Origin of the sequence: Kribbella sp. CA-245084 (genome assembly GCF_050942355.1) — a bacterium.
In the GTDB taxonomy this organism is placed as follows: Bacteria; Actinomycetota; Actinomycetes; order Propionibacteriales; family Kribbellaceae; genus Kribbella.
In genome coordinates, this window is sequence record NZ_CP192053.1 from 2,132,863 (window position 1) to 2,155,452 (window position 22,590).

Consider the following 22,590-nt stretch of genomic DNA (forward strand, 5'->3'; position numbering starts at 1 on the left):
CCTGCCACTGATCAACCCCCGCAGCCGGGTCGGCGGCACGCTCAATCCGCCCACGATCGGGCTCGTGAGCGGGGGTTGGTCAGTGTTGGAGATCCGCCTACGGGAGACTGGACGGCATGGAGACGCGGAGGCTCGGGCGGACCGGCCGTGATGTGGGTGTGGTCGGGCTCGGTGCGTGGCAGTTGGGCGCGGACTGGGGCGCGGTGGACGAGAGCGATGCGCTCGGCGTACTGCATGCGGCGATCGAGGGCGGCGTCACGTTCATCGACACCGCGGACGTGTACGGCGATGGGCGGAGCGAGCGGCTCGTCGGACAGGTGCTGAAATCGCACGACGGGCTGACCGTCGCGACGAAGATGGGCCGCCGGGTCGAGCAGGTGCCGGAGAACTACACGCCGGACAACTTCCGCGCGTGGAACGACCGCTCCCGGCAGAACCTCGGCGTGGACACGATCGACCTGGTCCAGCTGCACTGCCCGCCGACGGCCGTGTACTCGAACGACGCGGTGTTCGACGCACTCGACTCGATGGTTGACGAGGGGCGCATCGCGGCGTACGGCGTGAGCGTCGAGACCTGCGCCGAGGCCCTGACCGCGATCGCGCGGCCGAACGTCGCGTCCGTGCAGATCATCCTGAACGCATTCCGGCTGAAGCCGCTCGACGAGGTGCTCCCCGCGGCTGCCGCGGCCGGTGTCGGCATCATCGCGCGGGTCCCGCTGGCCAGCGGTCTCCTCTCGGGCAAGTACCACGAGCACACCACGTTCTCCGCCGATGACCACCGCACGTACAACCGCCACGGCGAGGCCTTCGACGTCGGCGAGACCTTCTCCGGCGTGGACTTCGGGACCGGCCTGGAAGCCGTCCGCCGCCTGATGCCCTGGCTCCCCGCCGGCGCCACCATGGCCCAGTTCGCGCTCCGCTGGATCCTCGACCAACCCGGCGTCTCGGTCGTCATCCCCGGTGCCCGCAACCCCGAGCAGGTAGCCGGCAATGTCTCCGCCGCCGCCCTCGCTCCGCTGACCGACGACCAACTGACCGCCGTGCGCGACACGTACGACGAGCTGATCCGGCCGCAGATCCACGACCGCTGGTAACACGCTGTCCGCATCGTGGACCGACTTCGCGGTTGGCGGGGTCGGTCACGCGGTCGCCGTACCGTGGAGGCGTGCTGGTCATCGAGAAGGAGACGTACGACGCGATCGTCGCGCATGCCCGGAAGGATCATCCGGACGAGGCGTGCGGGGTGGTTGCGGGCGCGGAGGGGTCGGATCGGGGTACCCGGCTCATCCCGATGCTGAATGCGGCGATGTCGCCGACGTTCTACGAGTTCGACTCCGGGGACCTGTTCCGGCTGTACAAGGAGCTCGACGAGCGGGACGAGGAGCCGGTGGTGATCTACCACTCGCACACCGCCACCGAGGCGTACCCGTCACGCACCGACATCACCCTCGCGCAGGAGCCCGGCGCCCACTACGTGCTGGTGTCGACGCGGGACGGCGCGGAATCCCCGGCGTACGACGGGCCGGTCGAGTTCCGCTCGTACCGGATCGTCGACGGCGAGGTCGCGGAAGAAGAAGTACGCGTAGTTGGTTCTTATGAAGAAACCTCTCAAGGAGAACACTGATATGGCGATCGAGCTGCGCGTGCCGACGATCCTGCGCACCTACACCGGTGGCGCGAAGGCGGTCGACGGTGCCGGCGCGACCCTGGCCGAGTTCATCGACAACGTGAACGGCAACCACCCGGGCCTCAAGGAGCGCATCGTGGAGGGTGAGCCGGAGGAGCTGCGCCGGTTCGTGAACGTTTACGTGAACGACGAGGACGTCCGCTTCACCGGTGGCCTGAAGACCGAGGTCAAGGACGGCGACGTCGTCGTCGTACTGCCGGCGGTGGCCGGCGGCTCCACGAGCACGGTCTGACGATGCGCTTCGACAGCCTGCTCGACTCGGTCGGCGGCACCCCGCTGGTCGGCCTCCCGAAGCTGTCGCCGTCGGGTGATGTGCGCCTGTGGGCCAAGCTCGAGGACCACAACCCGACCGGCTCGATCAAGGACCGGGCCGCGCTGCGGATGCTGGTGGACGCGGAGAAGGACGGCCGGCTCCGCCCGGGCAACACGATCCTCGAGCCGACGTCGGGCAATACCGGGATCTCGCTGGCGATGGCGGCCAAGCTGCGCGGCTACCGGATGGTCTGCGTGATGCCGGAGAACACCTCCGAGGAGCGCCGCCAGATCCTGCGGATGTGGGGCGCCGAGATCATCTCGTCCCCGGCCGCGGGCGGTTCCAACGAGGCCGTGCGGGTGGCGAAGCAGGTCGCGGAGGACCACCCGGACTGGGTGATGCTGTATCAGTACGGCAACCCGTCGAACGCACTCGCTCACTACGACGGCACCGCGCGCGAGATCCTCGACGACCTCCCGTCCGTGACGCACTTCGTCGCCGGCCTCGGCACCACCGGCACGCTGATGGGCGCCGGCCGGTTCTTCCGCGAGCACAAGCCCGAGGTGAAGATCGTCGCCGCCGAGCCGCGGTACGGCGAACTCGTCTACGGCCTGCGCAACCTCGACGAGGGTTTCGTCCCCGAGCTGTACGACGAGACGCTGATCGACGCTCGCTTCTCGGTCGGCCCGCGCGACGCCGTCCGCCGGGTGCGCGAGCTGCTCGACAACGAAGGGATCTTCGCGGGCATCTCGACCGGCGCGATCCTGCACGCCGCGCTCGGCCAGGCGGCCAAGTGCGTGCGTGACGGCGAGACCGCGGACATCGCGTTCGTGGTCGCGGACGGCGGCTGGAAGTACCTGTCGACCGGCGCCTACGAAGGCACGATCGACGAAGCCGAGGACCGCCTCGAAGGCCAGCTCTGGGCCTGACGGCGCCTTGTGGTTGCCTTAGGCACCTAAAGCGTCATGTCCCCCTACTGTTGTTTGAAGAAGAGCTTGCGGCCCAGCCGGGGCTGGATGCCACGACCCTTGCAGCTGTTGCAGGGGCGTTGGGCGTAGCTGAAGACGCCGCCGTGGTGCCGGCCGGCACCTTTGCAGCGGCCGCACTTCGCGTTCGGGTGCAGGGACAGTGAGACGACGTACAAAGCGAACGCCGCCATCAGGAGCAGCACCAACATCCCGGTCGGCCCGATGGCCGTCAGGATGCTTGCGGCAGTGCCCGTGTTGGAGTCCGAGGCCTGAGTGGCCGCCTGTCCTGCGGCGGTCACGTGGTCAGGCTGTGGAGTTGGTGCGGTGCCCAGTACCACCGCGAAGTGGTGCGCCAAGTTCATGGCATCACGAGGGGCGGTCGAACAAACATCGCTCCAGAGTGGCGCGCATCACGCGAAAAGGCAATTCCATAACGTAAAGATGTGGATAACCTCGGCGTGTCTCCTGGTGAGGTTAGGTAAGGCTCCCTTCGGGTCTGCCCGTCCGCGGACCTGTATAAGCTTTCACCCGTGGCTGACGCACCGGTGGGGATCTTCGATTCAGGCTTCGGCGGACTCACCGTCGCCCGCGCGGTTCTCGATCAGTTGCCGCACGAACCGATCCTGTATCTCGGCGACACCGCCCGCCAGCCCTACGGTCCGAAGCCGATCGCCGAGGTGCGTGAGTACGCGCTCGAATGCCTCGATCACCTGGTCGAGGCCGGCGTGAAGATGCTCGTGATCGCCTGCAACTCCGCCAGCGCCGCGATGCTGCGCGACGCCCGCGAGCGGTACGACGTACCCGTCGTCGAGGTGATCCTGCCCGCGGCCCGGCGAGCGGTTGCCGCGACGCGCAATCAGCGCGTCGGCGTGATCTGCACCAGGGCAACAGCTCAATCGCTTGCGTATGAAGACGGTTTCGCCGCGGCGCCGCAGATCGAGCTGTTCACCCAGGCGTGCCCGAAGTTCGTGCCGTTCGTCGAGGCCGGCGTGACGTCCGGGCAGGAGCTGATCGAGGCCGCGCACGAGTACCTCGACCCGATGGTCGAGGCCGGCGTCGACACGCTGATCCTCGGCTGTACGCACTACCCGCTGCTCACCGGCGTGATCTCGTACGTGATGGGCGACAACGTCACCCTGGTCAGTAGCGCCGACGAGTGCGCCAAGGACGTCTACAGCATGCTGACGAAGACGGGCCTGCTCCGCCCCGACAACCTGCCGGCTCCGCAGCACCGCTTCGTCACCACCGGAAGCCCGGACGAGTTCGCGGCGATCGGCTCGCGCTTCCTCGGGCCGGTCCTGTCCAGCGTTGACCAGTTCGCTTGGGTTCGCTGAAGTGTGACCTGGGTCGCACGCAGATGTTGTCGGTGGCATCGGTCAACCGCGGAACGCCTGTCTGGCAGGCGGATCGACGCGTCGGGCCTTCCTGCGAACGTCGGAACTCGCCGGTAGTGTTCCAAGTATGAAGCTCACCGTGATCGGTTGCTCCGGGTCTGTGCCCGGGCCGGACTCGGCCGCCTCGAGCTATCTGGTCTCTGCCGACGGGTTCAACCTGATCCTGGATCTCGGCAGCGGCGCGCTCGGTTCGCTCCAGCGGCACCTCGCCGTGCCGGAGATCGGGGCGATCGGCCTGTCCCACCTGCATCCTGACCACTGCATGGATCTGTGCGGTCTGTACGTCGCGGCGAAGTACGCGCCGGGCGCGCCGATCCCGCGGATCCCCGTCTTCGGCCCACCCGGCACGGCGCAGCGGATGGCGCTCGCCTACGACCTGCCGCTCGATCCGGGGATGGAGGAGCAACTGGACTTCCATGCCTGGCAGGAGGTTCAGACCGTCGGGCCGTTCACGATCAGGACCGCCCCGATGGTGCATCCGGTGCCGGCGTTCGCGATCCGCGTTGAGCACGGCAACAAGTCGCTCGTCTACACCGGCGACACGGGGCCGAACGACGCGTTGATCGATCTTGCTCGCGGCGCCGACGTGCTGCTCTCCGAGGCTGCGCTCCCGGACAACGATCCGCACAATCCGATTGACCTGCACCTGACGCCGGCGGATGCTGGCGAGCATGCGAAGAAGGCCGGCGTGAAACGGCTCGTGATCACCCACGTCCCACCCTGGTACGACCGCGTCACCCAAGCCGAGAACGCCCGCCGCACCTTCTCCGGTCCGGTCGAGATCGCCACGCCGCATGCCGTTTTCGACATCTGACGGTGTGCGGTTGTGGACCGCAACCACCGGTACGGCCACGTCCAGGCCGCCTGTTGTGATCCTGCACGGCGGGCCGGGACTCTGGGACGACTACGCCGTGCTCGCGGAGATGATCGACGACCTCACCGTCGTGCATCGCTTCGACCAGCGCGGCTGCGGCCGGTCGGATCCGTCCGAGCTCCAGACCATGGCCCGGCACGCCCAGGACATCGACGAGCTCCGCGCGTACTTCGGCCATGAGCAGATCGTTGTCCTCGGCCACTCCTTCGGCGCCACGCTCGCCCTGCTGTACGCCGGGACGTACGGCGACCAAACAGCGGGTCTGATCTACCTCGGCGGCGTCGGCATCGGCGACTGGAGTACGCCGTCCCGCGCGGAGCAGCTGCGCCGGATGACCGCGGAGCAGATTGCGCAGCTCGACGAGCTCTCCGGCCGCCAGCGCACTCCGGCCGAGGAGACCGAGTTCCGGATGCTGTCGTGGTTCACCGACCATGCCGACCGGGACCGGGCGATGGAGTGGGCCTACCGGAGTGCGTCGGTCGATCTCCCGATCAACTTCACTGCCAACAGGGCGCTCATGGTCGACATCCGGAGTTGGCCGGACGACTTCCTCCCGGGGCTGGCGGCGGGCCTCGAGTGCCCGGCCACGTTCATTCACGGCGACGGCGATCCGCGGCCGGTGTCCACCGTGCGGGACCTGGCCGCGCACGTCCCGGATCACACGTTCGAACTGATCCCGTCCGCCGGGCATTCGCCCTGGCTGGAGCAGCCGGACGTGTTTCGGAGTGTGCTGCGTCGCGTCGTGTCAGGCGAAGAAGCCGCGTAGAGCCTGAGCGACCTCGGCCGGGCCGCCGTCGTCGGTGGGGCCGGAGTGGTCGAGCTTGGGGATCGTGATCCGCCCCGAGCGGGGCAGTACGCCGGTCAGCGCCTCCAGCGAGCGCCCGAAGTACGCCGGACTGCGCGATCCGCCGAGCAGGAGGACATCCGCGTCGATCGTCGCGTAGTCGTCTGTGGTGTCCGCGAGTTGCGCGACGAGCCGCATGTCGCCGGACATCGTCGGGACGAGGTCCGGGATCGGTACGTCGTCGCCCTTGGCCTCGCGCTGGAACCGGAACCCGAGGTTCATCGGCGGGACGAGGATGAACCTCGGGACCGTGCGGAACACGCGATCTGCTTCGAGACCCTTGAGCACGGTCACCAGCGCTGCCGCGATCTTTCCGTCGGCGAGCTCGCGGCGATACCGCGGCAACCACTCGACGGGGACCGAGTTGTTGATGGACAGCGGCGGCTCGTAGAGCGCGAGCTTCTCGATCGCCGGCGTCACGCGCGCCGTACGAAGGCCGATCAGCGCACCTGAACTCAGTCCGAAGACCCGCGACGCATCGGTCTCCTTGAGCAGCGCCTGCAGGTCCTCGACCTCGCGCTCGATCCCGTAGTCGGCACCGGTCGGTCCGCTCAGGCCGCGTCCCCGGCGGTCCGGCACCGTGACGGTGAAGTCGTCCGCCAACGCTTCGGCCAGCTTCATGAAGTCCTGTGCGGCGAGCATCGAACCGTGCAGCAGGACCACACCCGGCCCGCTTCCGAACCGACGAAAGCCGATCGTCGTGCCGTCGGCCGACACCACAGATCCCTTGCGATACATCCGTCCTCCTCCAAAAACCCGGGCACGCTGTACGCAGTAACAGTACTGCGAACAGCGTGCGCAGTAAACTCCTGCCCATGGACCGACCATCGATCTGGCTCCGCCCGGAGCGAGCCGCCCGCGGGCCGCGGCCGGCGCACAGTCGCGAGGAGATCGCCGCAGCCGCCGTCCGGGTCGCGGATGCCGAAGGACTCGCGGCGGTGTCGATGCGGCGCGTCGCGACCGAGCTCGGCACCGGCACGACCTCGCTCTACCGCTACGTCGACGGCAAGGACGAGCTCTTCGACCTGATGGTCGACCGGGCGATGGGTGACAGCCGGCCGCCGGTGCCGACGGGTGACTGGTGCGTCGACCTGGCGGCGGTCGCCCATGCGCAGCGCGCCATGATGCTGCGCCATCCGTGGCTCGTCCGGCTGCCCGCGACCAGGCCCGTCCTCGGTCCGAACACGCTGGCCTGGCTCGAGGCAACGTACGCCGCGGTCGACGTACCAGAGCTGGCTGCCGACGAGGTGCTGGCGCAGGCGGCGACCTTGCTGACCTTCGTTCGCGGTCATGCGCTGGAGGAGCTGACCGAGCGCGAGGCGGGCTCGACGATGACGGACTGGCTGACCAAGCAGTCGCAGCAGTACGCCGAACAGGTCATCGGGAGCGGCGACTACCCGCATCTGAGCCGGATGATGATCGAGGCCGAGACGCCGCACGCGGCCGACCGGTTCGACCGGCTGTTCGCGCGGAGTCTGGAGCATGTGCTGACCGGGCTGGCGGCTGAGCGGGACTAGACATTTCGCAATTCTGAGATCTACTCTCAAATTAGAGTTGATCTCAGAAAGGTGTTTCGTCATGACCGCTACGACCCTCGACCCGCGCCGGTGGTGGGCGCTGGGTGCGATGTCCATCAGCCTGATCGTGGTCGGGCTGGACCTGACCGTGCTGAACGTCGCGCTGCCGACGCTGGCCACCGATCTGCAGGCGTCGACCAGTCAGCTCCAGTGGTTCGCGAACGCCTACACGCTGGTGCTCGCCTCGCTGCTGCTCCCGGCCGGGCTGCTCGGCGACCGGTTCGGGCCGAAGCGGCTGATGCTCGGCGCGCTCGTGGTGTTCGGGCTGGCGTCGGCGGCGTGCGCGTTCGCGAGCTCGCCTGGTCAGTTGATCGCGGCCCGGGCGGCGCTCGGGGTCGGGTCGGCGTTCCTGATCCCGCTGTCGATGTCGTTGCTCAACCTGCTGTTCGCGCCCGAGGAACGGCAGCGGGCGATGACGATCTGGCTGATGGCGAACTCGATCGGGATCCCGCTCGGTCCGCTGCTCGGCGGCTGGCTGCTCGATCACTACCGCTGGGGCTCGATCTTCCTGATCAACCTGCCACTAGTTGCAATCGGACTAGTTGCAGTGGCGCTCTTGATCCCGACGATGGCCGGCCACCGGTCGCGGCGGATCGACGTACCGGGGATTCTGCTCACCGCGGCCGGGCTGGTAGCGCTGACGTACGGGTTCATCGCGGCAGGCGAGCACGGCTGGGGCTCGGCGTGGGCGCTCGGTGGGATCGCCGTCGGCGTGGTCTTGCTGACCGCGTTCTGGGCGTGGGCCCGGCGTACGGCAGATCCGTTGGTCGACCTGAAGCTGTTCAGGTCGGCGGGGTTCACGTGGGGGACCGTGCTTGCGACGCTGGCGTCGTTCGCCTTGGTCGGGTTGCTGTTCGTGCTGCCGCAGTTGTTCCAGGCTGTGCAGGGTGCGGACGCGTTCCAGGCCGGGCTGCGGTTGCTGCCGATCATCGGCGGGATGCTGATCGGCGCGAAGGTTGCCGAGCGGCTGCTCGAGCGGGTCGGGGCGCGAGTGACCGTGGTGATCGGGTTCTCGTTGATGCTGGCCGGGTTGGTGATCGGGGCGTTCACGAAGGCCGGCGACGGCTACGGGTTCACGGCGATCTGGGTGAGTCTGGTCGGGGTGAGCATCGGATTCACGTTGCCGCCGATGAACGGATTGGCGCTCGCGGCATTGCCGATCGAGCGGAGCGGGTCCGGGTCCGCGCTGATCCAGGCGTCACGGCAGGTCGGCGGCACGCTCGGCGTGGCGATCCTCGGGACGGTGCTCAACGCGGCGTACCGGAGTCAGCTGGATGTCAGCGGACTGCCGCCCGCGGCCGCGGACGTGGCCCGCGACAGTGCGTCGGCTGCGATCGCGATCGGTTCACCCGGCCTGACGCGGTCGGCGCAGGCGGCGTTCGTCAACGGCATGGACGTGACGCTGTGGGTGTGCAGCGGGCTCGCGGCGGCCTCGATCGTGCTCGCGATCGCCTTTCTGCCACGCCGTACCGCGGTTCCCGACCGGGAAGTTGTCACAATCAGAGCATGAGCGGGCTGCGGGAACGGAAGAAGGCCAAGACCAGGGCGGCGATCCAGGAGCATGCCCTGCGGTTGTTCCGGGACCAGGGGTACGCCGAGACGACCGTCCAGGAGATCGCCGCCGCGGCCGAGATCTCGCCGGCGACGTTCTTCCGGTACTTCCCGACCAAGGAGGACACGATCGTCCTCGACCGGCTGGACCCGGTGATGATCGAGCTGTTCCGCGCTCAGCCTGCCGAGATGAGCCCGACCGATGCCCTTCGCGCTGCGATCAGGCAGAGCCTCGACACCCTGACCGAGGACGAGTGGGCGCTCGAGTCCGAGCGCCAGGAACTGGTGATGAACGCTCCAGAACTGCGGGTGCGGATGCTCGACCAGCTCTACGAAGGCATCGACCTGCTCGCCTCCCTGGCTGCCGAACGCACCGGCCGGGCCCCGGACGACATCGCCGTACGGGCCTGGGCCGGAGCGGTCGTCGGCGTCGTGATGGCGACGTACCGGCAGCTGGAGGTCGACGGGCCGCTCCCGAAGTACCTCGAGACGATGGACCGCGCCTTCGACCAGCTCGGCGGGCTCCGGCTCGCACCGTAGTCAGGCCACCTTCTCGGCGACCTGCACGGACAACGGATCGCCCGGCCGCAGGCCGAAGGCGGCGGCCGCGGAGCCTCCGCGGATCACCAGCTCGGTGAACCCCGTGCCGGAGCTGCCCTGGATGATGCCGGGCGTGTTCCGCGGTACGGCGGTCAGGTGCGGGTAGCAGGTCACGTCCTTGCCCTGGGCAACAGTCACGACCTCGCCGGGGGTGAGCCCGAGATCGCGATCGAGTTTGCAGTTGCCGAAGTTGTCGACGACGGCAACGATCGGATCCTCGTCGAGGGTCTCGGGGATGGCGGTCTCGACCGCGGGTACGGCGCGATCGTCGGCGACCCGTTTCGCCAGCAACGGCAGGTACCACAGGCTGCGGAATTGCGTGCCGGCGATCTTCTCGATCTCGTCCGGCGCGAATCCGGCCGCGGTCACGGCGTCGCGGATATCGGTCACGTAGACGTGGCTGATGCCCAGCTCCCGGCGTACCAAGGAGAGGGCGCGGGCGTTGAAGGTGCTCGCTACCAGGTGCTTGCCGTACCAGAAGAAGCAGAACGGTACGCCGTTCGGCCAGACGCCGTCGCGGGGCGCGATGTTGAGCAGGGTGATGGTCGGGTGGCCGTCCTCGCCGAGGGACTCAGTGGCAAGCAGGCAGTCGAGCAGGGTCAGCGCGGCGAACGACTCCGGATCGGGTCCGTCGGCGGCGACGATGGTCGGCGACTGGCCGAACAGGGCGCCGATCCGGGTGCTGAGTCTGGCGCGAGCGTTACCGTCGTGACAGTCGGTGATGTAGGTGATCGGGTACATGGCAGGCTCCTGGTGGGTTGCAGCTCGTCTGGGAAACGAAAGAGGCCCCCGACATCGGGGGCCTCTCGCTGCAAGCACACGTGCCTACGCCGCTGAAGTCACCCGCATCGAGGGCTCAGCATTCGCATAGCGGCGTACCAGGTCACGTCGAGGATCGTAGCACTCAGCGCGTTTGGCCATTGTCGAAATACGCGACCAGGGTCGGGTCGAGCGGCGGGATGTCCTGCGGTACGCCGTTCGCGCGGAGCGACTGGGTCGCGGCGTAGCCGGCGGCGACCGCGGCGCGGGCGGCGACCGGGGATGTGAGCGTCGCGCCGCCGTCGCGGACGAAGTTCACGAACTCGGCGACCAGGTGCGGGTCGGCGCCGCCGTGGTGGTCGGTCTCGCCGGAGATCTCGACGACCTGGTCGGCGTCCTCGCGGTACCCCGAGCGACGGCTGTTCCAGACCTTCACCACGCCGCCCGCGGTGTCGCCGAAGTTCTCCAGCCGGCCGTGCGTGCCGATGACGGTGTAGTTGCGCCAGTAGTCCGGCGTGTAGTGGCACTGCTCGTAGTTCATCATCACGCCGTTGTCGAGCAGCAGGTTCACCTGCGAAATGTCCTCGACGTCCATCACCGGAGCCAGGCCCTTCTGCTCCAGCGGGGGCCAGTTCTTCTCGCTGACGAACTCCTTGAACCGCTGGTCCGAGCGATCCTGCCGGTCCTCGATCCCGCCGTACAGGCTGAGCGCACCCATCGCGTTCACCCGGGTCGTGTAGCCGCCGGCCAGCCAGTGCATCACGTCGATGTCGTGGGCACCCTTCTGCAGCAGCAGTCCGGTGGTACGGCGACGGTCCGCGTGCCAGTCCTTGAAGTAGAAGTCACCGCCGTGGCCGACGAAGTGCCGGCACCAGATCGCCTTGACGTCGCCGATCGCGCCGTCCTGGATCAGCTTGCGCATCGTCAGTACGACGGACATGTGGCGCATGTTGTGGCCGACGTACAGCCGTGCGCCGGAGTCGTACGCCGCCTGCAGCACGCGATCGCACCCTTCGGTGGTGATCGCCAGCGGCTTCTCCACGAAGACGTTGACCCCGGCCCGGAGGAAGTCGATCGCCGGCCCCTCGTGCAGGTCGTCGGGCGTCGTCAGGAACACACCGTCGAGCTTCTGGTCCAGCAGCTCGGTGTGCTCGGCGTGCGCCGTAGCTTGCGGGTACAACTCGAGCGTCGCGTCCCGCTGGGGTGCGGACGGGTCGGCGACAGCCACGACCTCCGACCCCTCGCCGGGCCGGTGCGCGTACTTCGCGATCCGACTCCGGGCCCCAAGACCCACCACGCCAAACCGAAGATCACTCATACCAGGCACTCCTGCACATAGTTGTTTCCAGAAGCCTAACTCCGAGCAGTTCTGATCCTCAATCACCTGCCTTTGACATGACGTTGCCCCACTCGTCATCCGCCGAACATCACAGTCTCGCTCCGTGCGCCCACCATGGCGGAATGTGAGCCTCCACTACGTGGCACTGGGGGACTCGACCACCGTAGGTGTCGGGGACCCGATGAACGGCAGCAGTACAACCGACCTGTCCGGTGCCGGTGCGCGCCCGGGCGAGGGGTGGCGAGGCTGGGCCTCGCTGCTCGCCGACTCCCTGGCCAGCTCCCACCGTGTGACGTTCTCCAACTTCGCGACCAGCGGCGCCACCGTGCCGATCGTCGCGACCGAGCAACTGCCCGAGACCGGTGATGGTCCGATCGACATCGCCTCCTTGATCGTCGGGGTGAACGACACCCTGCGGTCGACCTTCGACGCCGGCCGGATCCGGGATCACCTGCAGCAGATCGCGGACCAGCTGACCGCCCGCGGCGCGTTGCTGCTGACGGTCCGGTTCCACGACCACGGCAAGGTGTTCGGCCTGCCGAAATGGCTGCGGCGACCGCTGTGGCACCGGATCGAGCAGGTCAACGTGGTGTTCGACGACCTGCACGCGCGGTACGGCGGGATCCGGCTGGACATGGCCGATTACCCCGAGGTGTACCGGCGGGACTTCTGGAGCATCGACCGGCTGCATCCGGGGGAGCGCGGGCATCGCAAGCTCGCCCGCGCGTTCGCCGACGAGTTGGCGATCCGCGGGCTGCCGATCGAGGTACGGCCGGATCTGGACTGTGCCTACCGGCCGCCGAGTCGCTGGGCAGACGCGATGTGGCTGGTACGCGAAGGCGTGCCGTGGGTCGGGCGCCGGGCCAACGACCTGCTGCCGTGGGCGGCCAGGATGGCGGTCACGCAGGTCCGGCCGCTCAGCCGCCCGTCGCTTGTCCTCCCACCGTCGTCCATTGACCTGCCGTCGTCCGTCGCCCTCCCGCCTTCGTCCAATGCGGAGGTCCAGCGTCTGGAGGCATAGGGTCTGATTCATGGCCCGAATTGATGGACGTAACGCTGACGAGCTCCGCCCGGTGACGATCACCAGGAACTGGCTCGACCACGCCGAGGGCTCGGTGCTGGTCGAGTTCGGGCGGACCCGGGTGCTGTGCGCGGCGAGCGTGACCGAGGGCGTGCCGCGCTGGCGCAAGGGGTCGGGCCTCGGCTGGGTCAGCGCGGAGTACGCGATGCTGCCGCGGGCGACCAACACCCGCTCGGACCGCGAGTCGGTGAAGGGCAAGATCGGCGGCCGTACGCACGAGATCTCCCGGCTGATCGGGCGCTCGCTGCGGGCCGTGATCGACTACAAGGCGCTCGGCGAGAACACGATCCTGCTGGACTGCGACGTACTGCAGGCCGACGGCGGGACGCGGACCGCGGCGATCACCGGCGCGTACGTCGCACTGGCGGACGCGGTGTCGTTCCTGCGCGAGAAGAAGCTGCTGAAGAGCGAGCCGCTGACCGGGACGGTGTCGGCGGTGTCGGTCGGGATCATCGACGGGGCGCCGATGCTGGACCTCTGCTACGAAGAGGACGTCCGGGCCGAGACCGACATGAACCTGGTGATCACCGGCGACGGCAAGTTCATCGAGGTGCAGGGCACGGCCGAGGGCGCGCCGTTCGACCGTTTGGAGCTGGACAGCCTGCTCTCGCTCGGTGTGGCAGGCTGTGCTGACCTGGCGAAGCTGCAGCAGGAGGCGCTGGCATGAGTCAGGTGCTGCTCGCGTCGAACAACAAGAAGAAGCTCGAGGAGCTGCGGCGGATCCTGACGCCGATCGTGCCCGGCATCGAGGTGCTCGGGCTCGGCGACGTACCGGCGTACGACGAGCCGGCCGAGACCGAGCCGACGTTCGAGGGGAATGCGCTGCTGAAGGCGCACGCCGCGCTGGCCGCGACCGGGCTGCCGTCGATCGCGGACGACAGCGGCATCTGCGTCGATGCGCTGAACGGGATGCCCGGCGTACTGTCGGCCCGCTGGTCCGGGCCGTTGAAGGACAACCAGGCCAACAACCTGCTGCTGCTCGGTCAGCTGGAGGACGTCCCGGACGAGCGGCGCGGGGCGTCGTTCGTGGCGGCGGTGGCGTTCGTACGCCCGGATGCCGACGACGAGGTCGTGATCGGCGAGATGCGCGGGTCGGTCATCCACTCGCTGCGTGGGACGGGCGGCTTCGGGTACGACGTGCTGTTCCAGGCCGAGGGGTACGACCGGACCACGGCCGAACTGTCCATCGAGGAGAAGGACGCGATCAGCCACCGCGGCAAGGCGCTGCGCGCGCTCGCGCCGCTGGTCGCGAAGGCGTTGGGGAGCTAACGATGTTGTTCGCAGGATCGGATCGGGACGGGGTTGCGGACGGGAAGATCACCGTCGCCTACCGGCGGTGGGCCGAGCCGCGGGTGGTCGAGGGACGGATCTACCGCACGAACGCGGGCCGGATCGAGATCGACAGCATCCGCACGGTCAATCCGGAGTTGATCGCGGACACCGATGCCGAAGTCGCTCTGGCTGACCGCCGCAACGCCAAGGATGTCCGGCGGCGGTTGCGCGGTGACGAGTCGATGCCGACATTCCTGATCCGCTTCCATCTCGTCGAGGGACCGGATCCGCGTGAGGAGCTGGCGGCGCAGACGTCGCTTGGCCTTCAGGATCTGGATGATCTGCGCGCTCGGCTGGCCCAGTTCGACCAGCTGAGCCATCACGGTGCATGGACCACGGAGACGCTCCAGCTGATCCAGTCTCGGCCTGCTACCCGGGCGGCAGATCTTGCAGCCTCGGTCGGGCGGGAGACCGCACCGTTCAAGCTCGACGTCCGCAAGCTCAAGAACCTCGGCCTGACCCACAGCCTCGAGATCGGCTACGAGCTCAGCCCTCGAGGCGCGGCGTATTTGGATGCTCTGGGCAACTAGCGCTTGAGGTTGAGGGTTGCTATCAGGTCCTCGTGGAGTTCGAACCAGACGCGGTGACAGGAGTCGACGTCGGACCGATCGACCCAGGCCGTCTCGCCTGCGGTGGCGCGTTCCAGTGCGGCAGTGAATCTGGTGTCGTAGCCCTGGAAACGGGGCAGGACGCTGGTGAGTCTGGCGGCGATCGGGGCTAGGGCTCTGTCGATCATTTTCAGCTCGTGGAGGATGCCGGCGTCCCAGGCGGGGTCGGTGTGGTCGTTCGCTGCGAGCGGGTCGGTGGGGGTTGGGCGTAGTTGCCAGTCGGTGCAGGCCTGTTGGAGAAGGGCGTTGAGCGGCAGGAAGTCGGCGTACACCGTGCTTATGTCCGCTTTGTCGGCAAGCTCCGCCGCGAGTCGGCGCTCGTTCTCCGCGCGGCCGGCCTCTGTCAGCGACCAGCCAGAGGTGCCGGCGAACGTACTGCGGGTTGTCCAGCCCTGCGCCTCGGAGTCGTTGAGCGCTTCCTCGACTGCTTGCTGCGGGAGGTCGAAACGCTTGGCGATCTGCGGGGTGTCTGCGAATCCCAGCAGCCGTACGGCGTGCAGCACGAGATGCATCATGAGTCCATCCGCGCGGCGAGCCGGTTGAACCGCTGCTGACAGGCCTGCGGCGAACTGAACCCCATCGCGTCGGCCATCTCCGCCCAGGTCAGCCCCGAGCTCCTCGCCAGGAACAGCAGGCCCGACTCGACCTCCTCCACCTCAGCGCGTGCTGCTGGCAGAAGCGCGAGCGCAGCCAACAGGTCGTCGTCAGTCAGGTCAGCTGACCGCCAGGCCGCAAACTGAGTCAGATCCACCGCCGACAACGGCACCGGCGCCGGCCGCCACGGCCGAGCCGCCAACTCCTTCGCACCCCTCGTCAACAGCCGCTCCCGAGCCTCGCGCTGCCGCTCAGCCTGCCCCTGATCCGCATCCTGCTTGCTTCGCATCCACCAACAGTGGATCATCAACAAAACGTTGTCAACATTCCGTTGTCAACGCTCCGTTGATAGGGGAAGCCATGCTGGTCCCGCTGGCAGAAGCGACCGCAGACCAGCACGGCGGCAAGGCCGCCGGCCTAGCCGCCCTAATCCGCGCCGGCCTCCCGATCCCAGCCGGTGTGGTCGTCCCCGCCGACGCTCTCCTGAACGCGCCCACCGACGCTGTCGTGGACCGTGCTGTCGTGCCTCGTGGCGCGGTTGCGGATGAGCTTGGGGAGTGGCTTGAGCGGATGGGTGACCCGCTGGTCGCCGTACGGTCGTCGGCTGCGAACGAAGACACCGCACACACCTCGGCAGCGGGTCAGCACGACAGCTTCCTCGGCGTACGAGGGTTGGCTGCGGTTCTGGACGCCATACAGGCTTGCCGTGCGTCGGTGTGGTCGCCCCGCGCGGTCGCTTACCGCAACGGCTCCGAGGCCCCGCCGATGGCCGTGATCGTCCAGCTCCAACTCGACTCGGACGTCTCCGGCGTCATGTTCACCACTGACGGCACGACGACGATCGAGGCCTCCTGGGGTCTGGGCCCGAGCGTCGTCGAAGGCCGCGTGACCCCCGACAGATACGAGGTGGCCGACGGCAGAGTCACCCGCACGATCGCCGACAAACAAACCACCCTCACCCTGACCGGCACCCACCAGGTCCCCACCACCCGCCGCGGGATCCCCACCCTCTCCGACGCAACCGCCGTACACCTAGCCATCCTCGCCCACCAGGCCGCAACCGCCCTAGGCACCCCCCAAGACCTCGAATGGGCCATCGCCGCCAACACTCCCTGGCTCCTACAATCCCGCCCCATCACCGCCCAGCCCCCACCCACCCCAACGTCCCCACCCACGCCCGCAACCCGCACCCCAGCCCCGCCCACCGGCACCCCAGGCACCCTCACCGTCACCGTCACCGCAGGCACGGGCACCGCTGGCACCGGCACGGGCACCGCTGGCACGGGCACCGCTGGCACCGGTACGGGCACCGCTGGTACCGGCACGGGCAGCGCAGGTACGGGCAGCGCAGGTACGGGCAGCGCAGGTACGGGCGGCGCAGGTACGGGCAGCGCAGGCACCGGCACCGCAGGCACCCTCACCGGCATCCCAGGCACCCTCACCGGCATCCCCGGCACCCTCACCGGCACCCCGGGCAGTCACGGCACTGCGGCCGGCCCCGCGAGAGTCGTCCGTGGTGCGGCCGACTTTCCTCAGGTTCGCGCCGGGGACATCCTCGTCTGTCCCTTTACCGACCCGGCCTGGACGCCACTCCTGTCCATCGCTGCCGGCGTTATCACCGAGCAAGGGGGCGTTCTTTCCCACGCCGCCATCATCGCGAGGGAACGAGGCATCCCGGCCGTGCTGGCCGTCCCGGACGCCACCACCCAGATCCCCGACGACACCCCGCTAACCATCAACGGCACTACCGGCACCATTCACCTGTGACCGAAAGTAACGAATCGACTGACGTTTCGATCTGGAGGCTCTTTCGGTCTAGGCAGCAACTGTTACTCGCCGTTACTGTCTGGCCGTGGATCCCGAGGGGGGCTCGGGGACCGGGGGAGGAATCATCATGTCTCAGCAATACCCGCAGTACACGCACGACCCGAACCAGCAGTTCCCGGCAGGCCACGGAGCCGCCACCCAACCGCCGTTCAATCCGCAGTACCAGCAGCAGTTCCCGCCACAGCAGCAGCCACAGCAGCCGCAGCAGCCGCCGCAGCAACCGCCGCGACCGCCACAGCAGCTGCAGCCGAAGAAGCCGCGACGCTGGGTCCCGTGGGCCGTTGCCGCCGGCACCTTCGTACTCGGGCTGATCATCGGCTCCGCGGGGAGCGGCAACAGCGTGTCACCCTCCGCGAGCGCCGGTGCGCCGCAACCGACGGTGACCAAGACCGTTCCGGGACCGGCCGGCGCCACCGTCCCAGGCCCAACGATCACTCAGACCGTGCCCGGACCGGCGAAGACGGTGACGGCGCCACCGCCCGCACCGAAGGCCGCCATCTCCGAGGACGGCGTGTACCTGGTAGGCGCCGATATCAAGCCTGGCACCTACCGGAACGGCAACGAGGGCGACTGCTACTGGGCCCGCCTCAAGAGCACCAACGGCGATCTCGACGCGATCATCGCCAACGGCAACGGCGGCAACCAGGTCATCACCATCAAGAAGACCGACAAGGCCTTCGAAACCCGCTACTGCGGCTCCTGGACCAAGATCGGCTGACCATCCGCCAGGCCTGAACCCGCAAGGCTCAGCGGTTGTCGCCGCTGCCGCTGAGCATGTTTCGGGCCTGGCGGTCGGCGAGTTTGGTGAGGTTGAGCTGGGCGACTTCTTCGAGTGGTACGTCGAAGAAGTCGGCGAGCACTGCGACGTACCAGAGGGTGTCGCCGAGTTCCTTGGCGAGGTCTTCGGGGTCCCACTGGGTGAAGTCGCTGTCCTGGTCGCGGACGATCTTCTTTGCCTTCTCGGCGAGTTCGCCTGCTTCGCCGACCAGTCCGAGTAGCAGCTGGAAGACCTCGTTGGGCTTGTCCTTCGGGGCGGCGGTCCGGAGGGCGGCCTGCTGGTACTCGTTCAAGTGCATGTGCCAGAGGCGGGAGTTGAACCCGCACGCCCGGGGGCGCCGGCACCTAAAGCCGGTGTGTCTGCCGTTCCACCACTCTGGCTGAAGAGGCGCGGACGCCTCCCCTAGACGAACATCCTAGGGGAGGCGACTGCGTCAGCGGCTCTGCAGGGCGTCGATGAAGACGCTCTTCAGGTCGCTGGGCTGGCGGGCGACGTACGCCTGGCCGCCGGTGGCCTGAGCCAGGGCGCTGAGCTCGTCGGCGTTCACCTCAGGGCCCATACCGAGGGCGATGATGCGGACCGGGCGGCCGGGGTCCTGCAGACCGCGCAGAATGTTGACGGCCTGAGCGAGGGTCGGGCTGCCCGGGTCGTCGTTCTTGCCGTCGGTGAACAGCAGGACCGAGTTCACCGCGCGCTGGTCGTAGCTGGCTCGGACGGTGCGCACCGCGGAGATCGCGGTGTCGTACAGGCCGGTGCCGCCGTTGGCGATCGGGTGCTGGATCTTCAGCTGGTCGACGATCTTCCCGCGCTGCCGCTTCGACAGCGGTGAGATCGGAACCAGCTCCTTGTAGTCGGCCACCCCGTCAGAGCCGATCTTCGTCGAGAACGTCCACAGGCCGAGCGAGGCGCTGTCCGGGAACAGGCTGAGGCCGCCGATCGCCGCCTCGATGGTCAGCTGCATCCGGGTCTTGGAGCCGACCTTGTCGGCCATCGAACCGGATACGTCGATGACGGCCAGCGAGTGCGTCAGCAGCGACAGCCGGGTCCAGTTCTGCAGCGTGGTGTCGATCGCCTCGCTGGTCGGCTTGGTCAGCTGGTTGACGTCGCCGACACCACGCCCGCCGCTGAGCGGGCTCAGCTGGGTGTCGCGGAACCCGGCCTGGTCACGCGCCTGCCCGGCCGAGTCGGTCAGCAGCTCACCGGCCAGCGCCTGGGCGGCGTTGGACGCGGCGTCGGTGTCGGACTTGGTGGTGACCACGATCGGGTAGTCCAGGTACAGCGTGCCGGTGGTCGGCTGGATCGCCTTGAGCTGGGCGTCCGGGTGGTCTTCCTGGTACTTCACGAAGCTCTGCTCGGACGCCGGCACGATGGTCGTGCTGCCGTCCTGGTCCGCCCGGCCGAACAGCGCCTCGGCGTCCGTGTACGGCTTGGCCATCGAACCGAGGCGCTGGGCCAGCGGAACGATCACCTGCGACACCTGGGTCTCCGACGCGGACGTCTTCGCCCGCTCCGCCTGCACCGCGAGCAGCGCGAGCGCGCCGGGCGAGGTGCTGAGCGGGTCGAGCAAGGCCGGCTGGGTCTTGCTCATGATGCGCAGCCACGAGGACGTGTCGGCGAAGTTCGTCCGCCGGCCGACGAGCACCAACGGCGAGGTCGCGATGGACTGGACCGCGATGGTCGGGACGCTCTGGCCGTCGTCGGCCTGGGCGACCCACAGCGAGGAGTCCGGCACCCAGAGGTCAGGCCGGTTGTCGCTGCCATGTGCGACGTCGCGAGCGATCTGGGACGACGGGGCCGCCGTGATGGTGAACTGCAGGCACGGGTTGCCGTCCTTGCCGCCCTTGGCTGCCAGCGACTTGGCCGCGGCTTCGAGCGAGGACTGCATCTCGGGCGTGGTCGCCATCTGGATCTGTGTCGGGTCGTCACACGCCTTGTTGCCGCCGAGGAATCCGTCGGCTCCCGACTCCGATCCGAAGGAGCGGACCACGAACACCGCTCCCAGTGAAAGCACCAACAAGCCGACCGCGGTGATGTACACCGAACGGCGGTTGTTGTTACTTCCCGTCACCGCAGAGGAATGTTTTCCCATCGCGGCAGGTCCCTCCCTCCCAGAGGCTGACTGCGCGCGCAGATTACCCGGTTTCGGCAGGTCAGGGCGAAGGCCGTGACGATTCTTGACACAGCTGTGGTTGAACGCGGGTGGTCCCCGCAGTACCGCTCTTTCACAAGAACGCTGTAAAACTCACCGACCGTATCGGCGCCGTCGCGGTCCGGTGAGATCCTGGTGTGATCCAAATCACATCAACCAGTTTGGTCAAACGACCGTTCCATGGACCATCTCCGTGAAACTGTCGAAGGTTTCCCTCCGGAACAGCCCAGGGCAGGGTGCCTTTTCACACTGCTCTTAACAGCGTGGATTCACAGGCCCAGGTCGCGGCGCAGCTTGGCGACGTGCCCGGTGGCCTTCACGTTGTACTGCGCGACGGCGATCTTGCCGTCCGGGTCGACGACGAACGTGGACCGGATCACGCCGGTCACCTTCTTGCCGTACATCGTCTTCTCGCCGAAGGCGCCGTAGGCCTGCAGGACCTCTTTGTCGGGGTCGCTGAGCAGCGGGAACGTCACGCCGTCGCGCTCGCGGAACTTCGCCAGCTTGGCCGGCTTGTCCGGGGAGACCCCGAGTACGGCGTACCCGTGGGCCTGCAGCGAGTCGAGCGAGTCGCGGAAGTCGCAGGCCTGCTTGGTGCAGCCCGGGGTCATCGCGGCCGGGTAGAAGTAGACGATCACGCTCTTCCCGCGCAGATCCTTCAGCGCCACGTCGTTGCCGTCGGCATCGGGCAGGGTGAAGTCGGGTGCGGTGTCGCCGACGGACAGACGATCGGACATCAGGTCCTCCAGGAATTGATTGAAGTGCCGCAATCGTACGGGCAAGATGCGCCCATGAGTCCCCGCCAACTCTTCGACGGCTATCTGGATCCGCGCCGCCCGCACGCGGGGGCGTACGACGAGATGTTCGACCCGGTCGACGGTGTGCGTACGGCGTACAAGCGGCTGCACGACTCGCTCAAACCGCTGCAACCTGCGGACCTGACTACCCGGTCCGAGGCGCTGGACCGGGCGCTGGTCGACCAGGGGATCACGTTCAGCCTGTCGGGGGAGGAGCGGCCGTTCCCGCTCGACCTGGTGCCGCGCGTGATCACTGCGGCGGAGTGGTCCCGGCTGGAGCGCGGCGTGGTCCAGCGGGTGCGGGCGCTGGAGGCATTCCTCGCTGACATCTACGGCGACCAGCAGATCGTCGCGGACGGGGTCCTGCCTCGCCGGCTGATCACCTCCTGCGAACACTTCCACCGGCAGGCAGCCGGCATCGCACCGCCGAACGGCGTACGCATCCACGTGGCCGGCATCGACGTGGTCCGCGACGAGCAGGGTGACTTCCGCGTGCTCGAGGACAACCTGCGCAGCCCGTCCGGGGTGTCGTACGTGATGGAGAACCGCCGGACGATGGCGAGGGTGTTCCCGGACCTGTTCGCCAAGCACCGGGTGCGCGCGGTCGGCGACTACGCAGTTCACCTGCTCAGGGCCTTACGGGCCGCGGCTCCGACCAGTGCGACCGATCCGAACGTCGTAGTGCTGACACCGGGCGTCTACAACTCGGCGTACTTCGAGCACTCGCTGCTGGCTCGCCAGATGGGGGTGGAGCTGGTCGAGGGGCGCGACCTGTTCGCCCGCAACAACGTCATCTACCTGCGGACCACGGAGGGCGAGCAGCGAGTCGATGTGATCTATCGGCGGATCGACGACGAGTTCCTGGACCCGGTGCACTTCCTGCCCGACTCAGCGCTCGGTGTGGCCGGCCTGGTCAATGCAGCGCGGTCAGGCAACGTCGTGATCGCCAACGCGATCGGCAACGGTGTGGGCGACGACAAGCTGATCTACACGTACCTGCCCGAGATCCTGAAGTACTACCTCGGCGAGACGCCCCTGCTGCCGAACGTCGACACGTACCGGTGCTGGCTGCCCGCGGAGCAGACCGAAGTACTGGACCGTCTCGACGAGCTGGTCACCAAACCGGTGGAGGGCTCTGGTGGGTACGGCATCGTCTTCGGGCCGGATGCCTCGCCGAAGGAGCTCCAGGCGCAGCGGCGTCGGATCAGGGCCAATCCGCGCGGCTGGATCGCGCAGCCCGTCGTACAGCTGTCCACTGTGCCCACGAAGGTGGGTGAACGGCTGCAGCCGCGCCATGTGGACCTACGGCCGTTCGCGGTCAACGACGGCGACGACGTGTTCGTTCTCCCAGGTGGGCTGACCAGAGTGGCGATTCCCGAGGGCAGTCTGATCGTCAACTCGTCACAGGGCGGTGGCTCCAAGGACACGTGGGTCCTGGCGCCCAGAGCGTCCGACGAGGACGCCGAGCTCCGCGGACCCGGTCTTGGTACGGCGACGGTGAAGCAGGACAGCGCATCGACGCCGGAGCGCGGTCCGGAACTGAACGTCGCCCAACAGCAGCAGCAACAGTGATGGGGA

At 68.0% G+C, this 22,590-nt stretch carries 26 protein-coding genes and 1 tRNA gene; 17 read left to right on the plus strand and 10 right to left on the minus strand.

What is annotated here, in order from left to right:
• Positions 1 to 116: 116 nt before the first annotated feature.
• The 4 genes from ACQPYH_RS10400 to ACQPYH_RS10415 all read left to right on the plus strand — a co-directional run bounded on the left by ACQPYH_RS10400 (position 117) and on the right by ACQPYH_RS10415 (position 2,869).
• Positions 117 to 1,094 (plus strand): aldo/keto reductase, encoded by a 978-nt coding sequence (locus tag ACQPYH_RS10400; protein WP_432889486.1) that lies wholly within the window; start codon positions 117 to 119, stop codon positions 1,092 to 1,094.
• Positions 1,095 to 1,165: 71 nt separating this feature from the next.
• Positions 1,166 to 1,624 (plus strand): Mov34/MPN/PAD-1 family protein, encoded by a 459-nt coding sequence (locus ACQPYH_RS10405; protein WP_432889488.1) that lies wholly within the window; start codon positions 1,166 to 1,168, stop codon positions 1,622 to 1,624.
• 1 nt (position 1,625) lies between these two features.
• The gene (locus tag ACQPYH_RS10410; protein WP_432889491.1) at positions 1,626 to 1,919 is read left to right on the plus strand and encodes a MoaD/ThiS family protein; all 294 of its coding nucleotides are present in this window, start codon (positions 1,626 to 1,628) and stop codon (positions 1,917 to 1,919) included.
• Between the two features lie 2 nt (positions 1,920 to 1,921).
• A complete protein-coding gene (locus tag ACQPYH_RS10415; RefSeq protein WP_432889492.1) occupies positions 1,922 to 2,869 on the plus strand; it encodes a PLP-dependent cysteine synthase family protein in 948 nt (315 codons plus the stop codon).
• Positions 2,870 to 2,913: 44 nt separating this feature from the next.
• Here ACQPYH_RS10415 and ACQPYH_RS10420 read toward each other — a convergent pair whose 3' ends face one another.
• Positions 2,914 to 3,207 (minus strand): hypothetical protein, encoded by a 294-nt coding sequence (locus ACQPYH_RS10420; RefSeq protein ID WP_432889494.1) that lies wholly within the window; start codon positions 3,205 to 3,207, stop codon positions 2,914 to 2,916.
• Positions 3,208 to 3,438: 231 nt separating this feature from the next.
• Between ACQPYH_RS10420 and murI the strand changes: the two genes are divergently transcribed.
• The 3 genes from murI to ACQPYH_RS10435 all read left to right on the plus strand — a co-directional run bounded on the left by murI (position 3,439) and on the right by ACQPYH_RS10435 (position 5,942).
• Positions 3,439 to 4,242, plus strand: coding sequence for a glutamate racemase (gene murI, locus ACQPYH_RS10425; RefSeq protein ID WP_432889495.1), 804 nt, complete (start codon positions 3,439 to 3,441; stop codon positions 4,240 to 4,242).
• Positions 4,243 to 4,369: 127 nt separating this feature from the next.
• Positions 4,370 to 5,116 (plus strand): MBL fold metallo-hydrolase, encoded by a 747-nt coding sequence (locus tag ACQPYH_RS10430; protein WP_432889496.1) that lies wholly within the window; start codon positions 4,370 to 4,372, stop codon positions 5,114 to 5,116.
• Between the two features lie 10 nt (positions 5,117 to 5,126).
• Positions 5,127 to 5,942 (plus strand): alpha/beta fold hydrolase, encoded by an 816-nt coding sequence (locus ACQPYH_RS10435; protein ID WP_432889498.1) that lies wholly within the window; start codon positions 5,127 to 5,129, stop codon positions 5,940 to 5,942.
• Here the strand turns inward: ACQPYH_RS10435 and ACQPYH_RS10440 are convergent.
• A complete protein-coding gene (locus ACQPYH_RS10440; RefSeq protein WP_432889500.1) occupies positions 5,922 to 6,758 on the minus strand; it encodes an alpha/beta fold hydrolase in 837 nt (278 codons plus the stop codon). The genes ACQPYH_RS10435 and ACQPYH_RS10440 overlap by 21 nt on opposite strands.
• A 77-nt stretch (positions 6,759 to 6,835) precedes the next feature.
• Between ACQPYH_RS10440 and ACQPYH_RS10445 the strand changes: the two genes are divergently transcribed.
• The 3 genes from ACQPYH_RS10445 to ACQPYH_RS10455 all read left to right on the plus strand — a co-directional run bounded on the left by ACQPYH_RS10445 (position 6,836) and on the right by ACQPYH_RS10455 (position 9,688).
• Positions 6,836 to 7,537 (plus strand): TetR/AcrR family transcriptional regulator, encoded by a 702-nt coding sequence (locus ACQPYH_RS10445; protein ID WP_432889502.1) that lies wholly within the window; start codon positions 6,836 to 6,838, stop codon positions 7,535 to 7,537.
• 61 nt (positions 7,538 to 7,598) lie between these two features.
• Complete coding sequence (locus ACQPYH_RS10450) at positions 7,599 to 9,107, plus strand: DHA2 family efflux MFS transporter permease subunit (RefSeq protein ID WP_432889504.1); 1,509 nt, start codon at positions 7,599 to 7,601, stop codon at positions 9,105 to 9,107.
• Entirely contained in the window at positions 9,104 to 9,688 is a 585-nt protein-coding gene (locus ACQPYH_RS10455; RefSeq protein ID WP_432889506.1) for a TetR family transcriptional regulator, read from the plus strand. The genes ACQPYH_RS10450 and ACQPYH_RS10455 overlap by 4 nt, the downstream gene beginning before the upstream one ends.
• On the opposite strand, the gene ACQPYH_RS10460 is transcribed toward ACQPYH_RS10455, so the two are convergent.
• Positions 9,689 to 10,489 carry an SAM hydroxide adenosyltransferase gene (locus tag ACQPYH_RS10460; RefSeq protein WP_432889508.1) on the minus strand — a complete coding sequence of 267 codons (801 nt, stop codon included), beginning with the start codon at positions 10,487 to 10,489 and terminating at the stop codon, positions 9,689 to 9,691.
• 163 nt (positions 10,490 to 10,652) lie between these two features.
• Positions 10,653 to 11,825 (minus strand): Gfo/Idh/MocA family protein, encoded by a 1,173-nt coding sequence (locus tag ACQPYH_RS10465; RefSeq protein WP_432889510.1) that lies wholly within the window; start codon positions 11,823 to 11,825, stop codon positions 10,653 to 10,655.
• 202 nt (positions 11,826 to 12,027) lie between these two features.
• On the opposite strand from ACQPYH_RS10465, the gene ACQPYH_RS10470 reads away from it, so the two are divergent.
• Genes ACQPYH_RS10470 through ACQPYH_RS10485 form a run of 4 tightly spaced genes read left to right on the plus strand, consistent with a single transcriptional unit; the run spans position 12,028 to position 14,789 of the window.
• Entirely contained in the window at positions 12,028 to 12,867 is an 840-nt protein-coding gene (locus ACQPYH_RS10470; RefSeq protein WP_432889512.1) for an SGNH/GDSL hydrolase family protein, read from the plus strand.
• 10 nt (positions 12,868 to 12,877) lie between these two features.
• Complete coding sequence (gene rph, locus ACQPYH_RS10475) at positions 12,878 to 13,594, plus strand: ribonuclease PH (protein WP_432889514.1); 717 nt, start codon at positions 12,878 to 12,880, stop codon at positions 13,592 to 13,594.
• On the plus strand, positions 13,591 to 14,196 hold the full coding sequence (rdgB, locus tag ACQPYH_RS10480) for an RdgB/HAM1 family non-canonical purine NTP pyrophosphatase (protein WP_432889516.1): 606 nt from the start codon (positions 13,591 to 13,593) through the stop codon (positions 14,194 to 14,196). The genes rph and rdgB overlap by 4 nt, the downstream gene beginning before the upstream one ends.
• A 2-nt stretch (positions 14,197 to 14,198) precedes the next feature.
• Positions 14,199 to 14,789 carry a hypothetical protein gene (locus ACQPYH_RS10485; protein WP_432889518.1) on the plus strand — a complete coding sequence of 197 codons (591 nt, stop codon included), beginning with the start codon at positions 14,199 to 14,201 and terminating at the stop codon, positions 14,787 to 14,789.
• Here ACQPYH_RS10485 and ACQPYH_RS10490 read toward each other — a convergent pair.
• The gene (locus ACQPYH_RS10490; RefSeq protein WP_432889520.1) at positions 14,786 to 15,382 is read right to left on the minus strand and encodes a transcriptional regulator; all 597 of its coding nucleotides are present in this window, start codon (positions 15,380 to 15,382) and stop codon (positions 14,786 to 14,788) included. The two genes, ACQPYH_RS10485 and ACQPYH_RS10490, sit on opposite strands and share 4 nt — an antisense overlap.
• Positions 15,379 to 15,750, minus strand: coding sequence for a hypothetical protein (locus ACQPYH_RS10495; protein WP_432889522.1), 372 nt, complete (start codon positions 15,748 to 15,750; stop codon positions 15,379 to 15,381). The genes ACQPYH_RS10490 and ACQPYH_RS10495 overlap by 4 nt, the downstream gene beginning before the upstream one ends.
• A 71-nt stretch (positions 15,751 to 15,821) precedes the next feature.
• Here ACQPYH_RS10495 and ACQPYH_RS10500 point away from each other — a divergent pair, with 71 nt between their 5' ends.
• Positions 15,822 to 17,228, plus strand: a complete 1,407-nt coding sequence (locus tag ACQPYH_RS10500) for a PEP/pyruvate-binding domain-containing protein (RefSeq protein WP_432889524.1) — start codon at positions 15,822 to 15,824, stop codon at positions 17,226 to 17,228.
• A 127-nt stretch (positions 17,229 to 17,355) separates the two neighbouring features.
• Positions 17,356 to 18,006, plus strand: a complete 651-nt coding sequence (locus ACQPYH_RS10505; protein WP_432889526.1) for a hypothetical protein — start codon at positions 17,356 to 17,358, stop codon at positions 18,004 to 18,006.
• Between the two features lie 28 nt (positions 18,007 to 18,034).
• Here the strand turns inward: ACQPYH_RS10505 and ACQPYH_RS10510 are convergent, their stop codons facing one another.
• The 4 genes from ACQPYH_RS10510 to bcp form a co-directional block, all read right to left on the minus strand.
• Positions 18,035 to 18,364, minus strand: a complete 330-nt coding sequence (locus tag ACQPYH_RS10510) for a nucleoside triphosphate pyrophosphohydrolase family protein (protein WP_432889528.1) — start codon at positions 18,362 to 18,364, stop codon at positions 18,035 to 18,037.
• Between the two features lies 1 nt (position 18,365).
• Positions 18,366 to 18,446, minus strand: a tRNA-Leu gene (locus ACQPYH_RS10515).
• 53 nt (positions 18,447 to 18,499) lie between these two features.
• Complete coding sequence (locus ACQPYH_RS10520) at positions 18,500 to 20,134, minus strand: substrate-binding domain-containing protein (protein WP_432889530.1); 1,635 nt, start codon at positions 20,132 to 20,134, stop codon at positions 18,500 to 18,502.
• Positions 20,135 to 20,484: 350 nt separating this feature from the next.
• Positions 20,485 to 20,952, minus strand: coding sequence for a thioredoxin-dependent thiol peroxidase (gene bcp / locus ACQPYH_RS10525; protein WP_432889532.1), 468 nt, complete (start codon positions 20,950 to 20,952; stop codon positions 20,485 to 20,487).
• A 54-nt stretch (positions 20,953 to 21,006) separates the two neighbouring features.
• Here bcp and ACQPYH_RS10530 point away from each other — a divergent pair, with 54 nt between their 5' ends.
• The gene (locus ACQPYH_RS10530) at positions 21,007 to 22,584 is read left to right on the plus strand and encodes a circularly permuted type 2 ATP-grasp protein (protein ID WP_432889534.1); all 1,578 of its coding nucleotides are present in this window, start codon (positions 21,007 to 21,009) and stop codon (positions 22,582 to 22,584) included.
• The last annotated feature ends 6 nt before the right edge of the window (positions 22,585 to 22,590 follow it).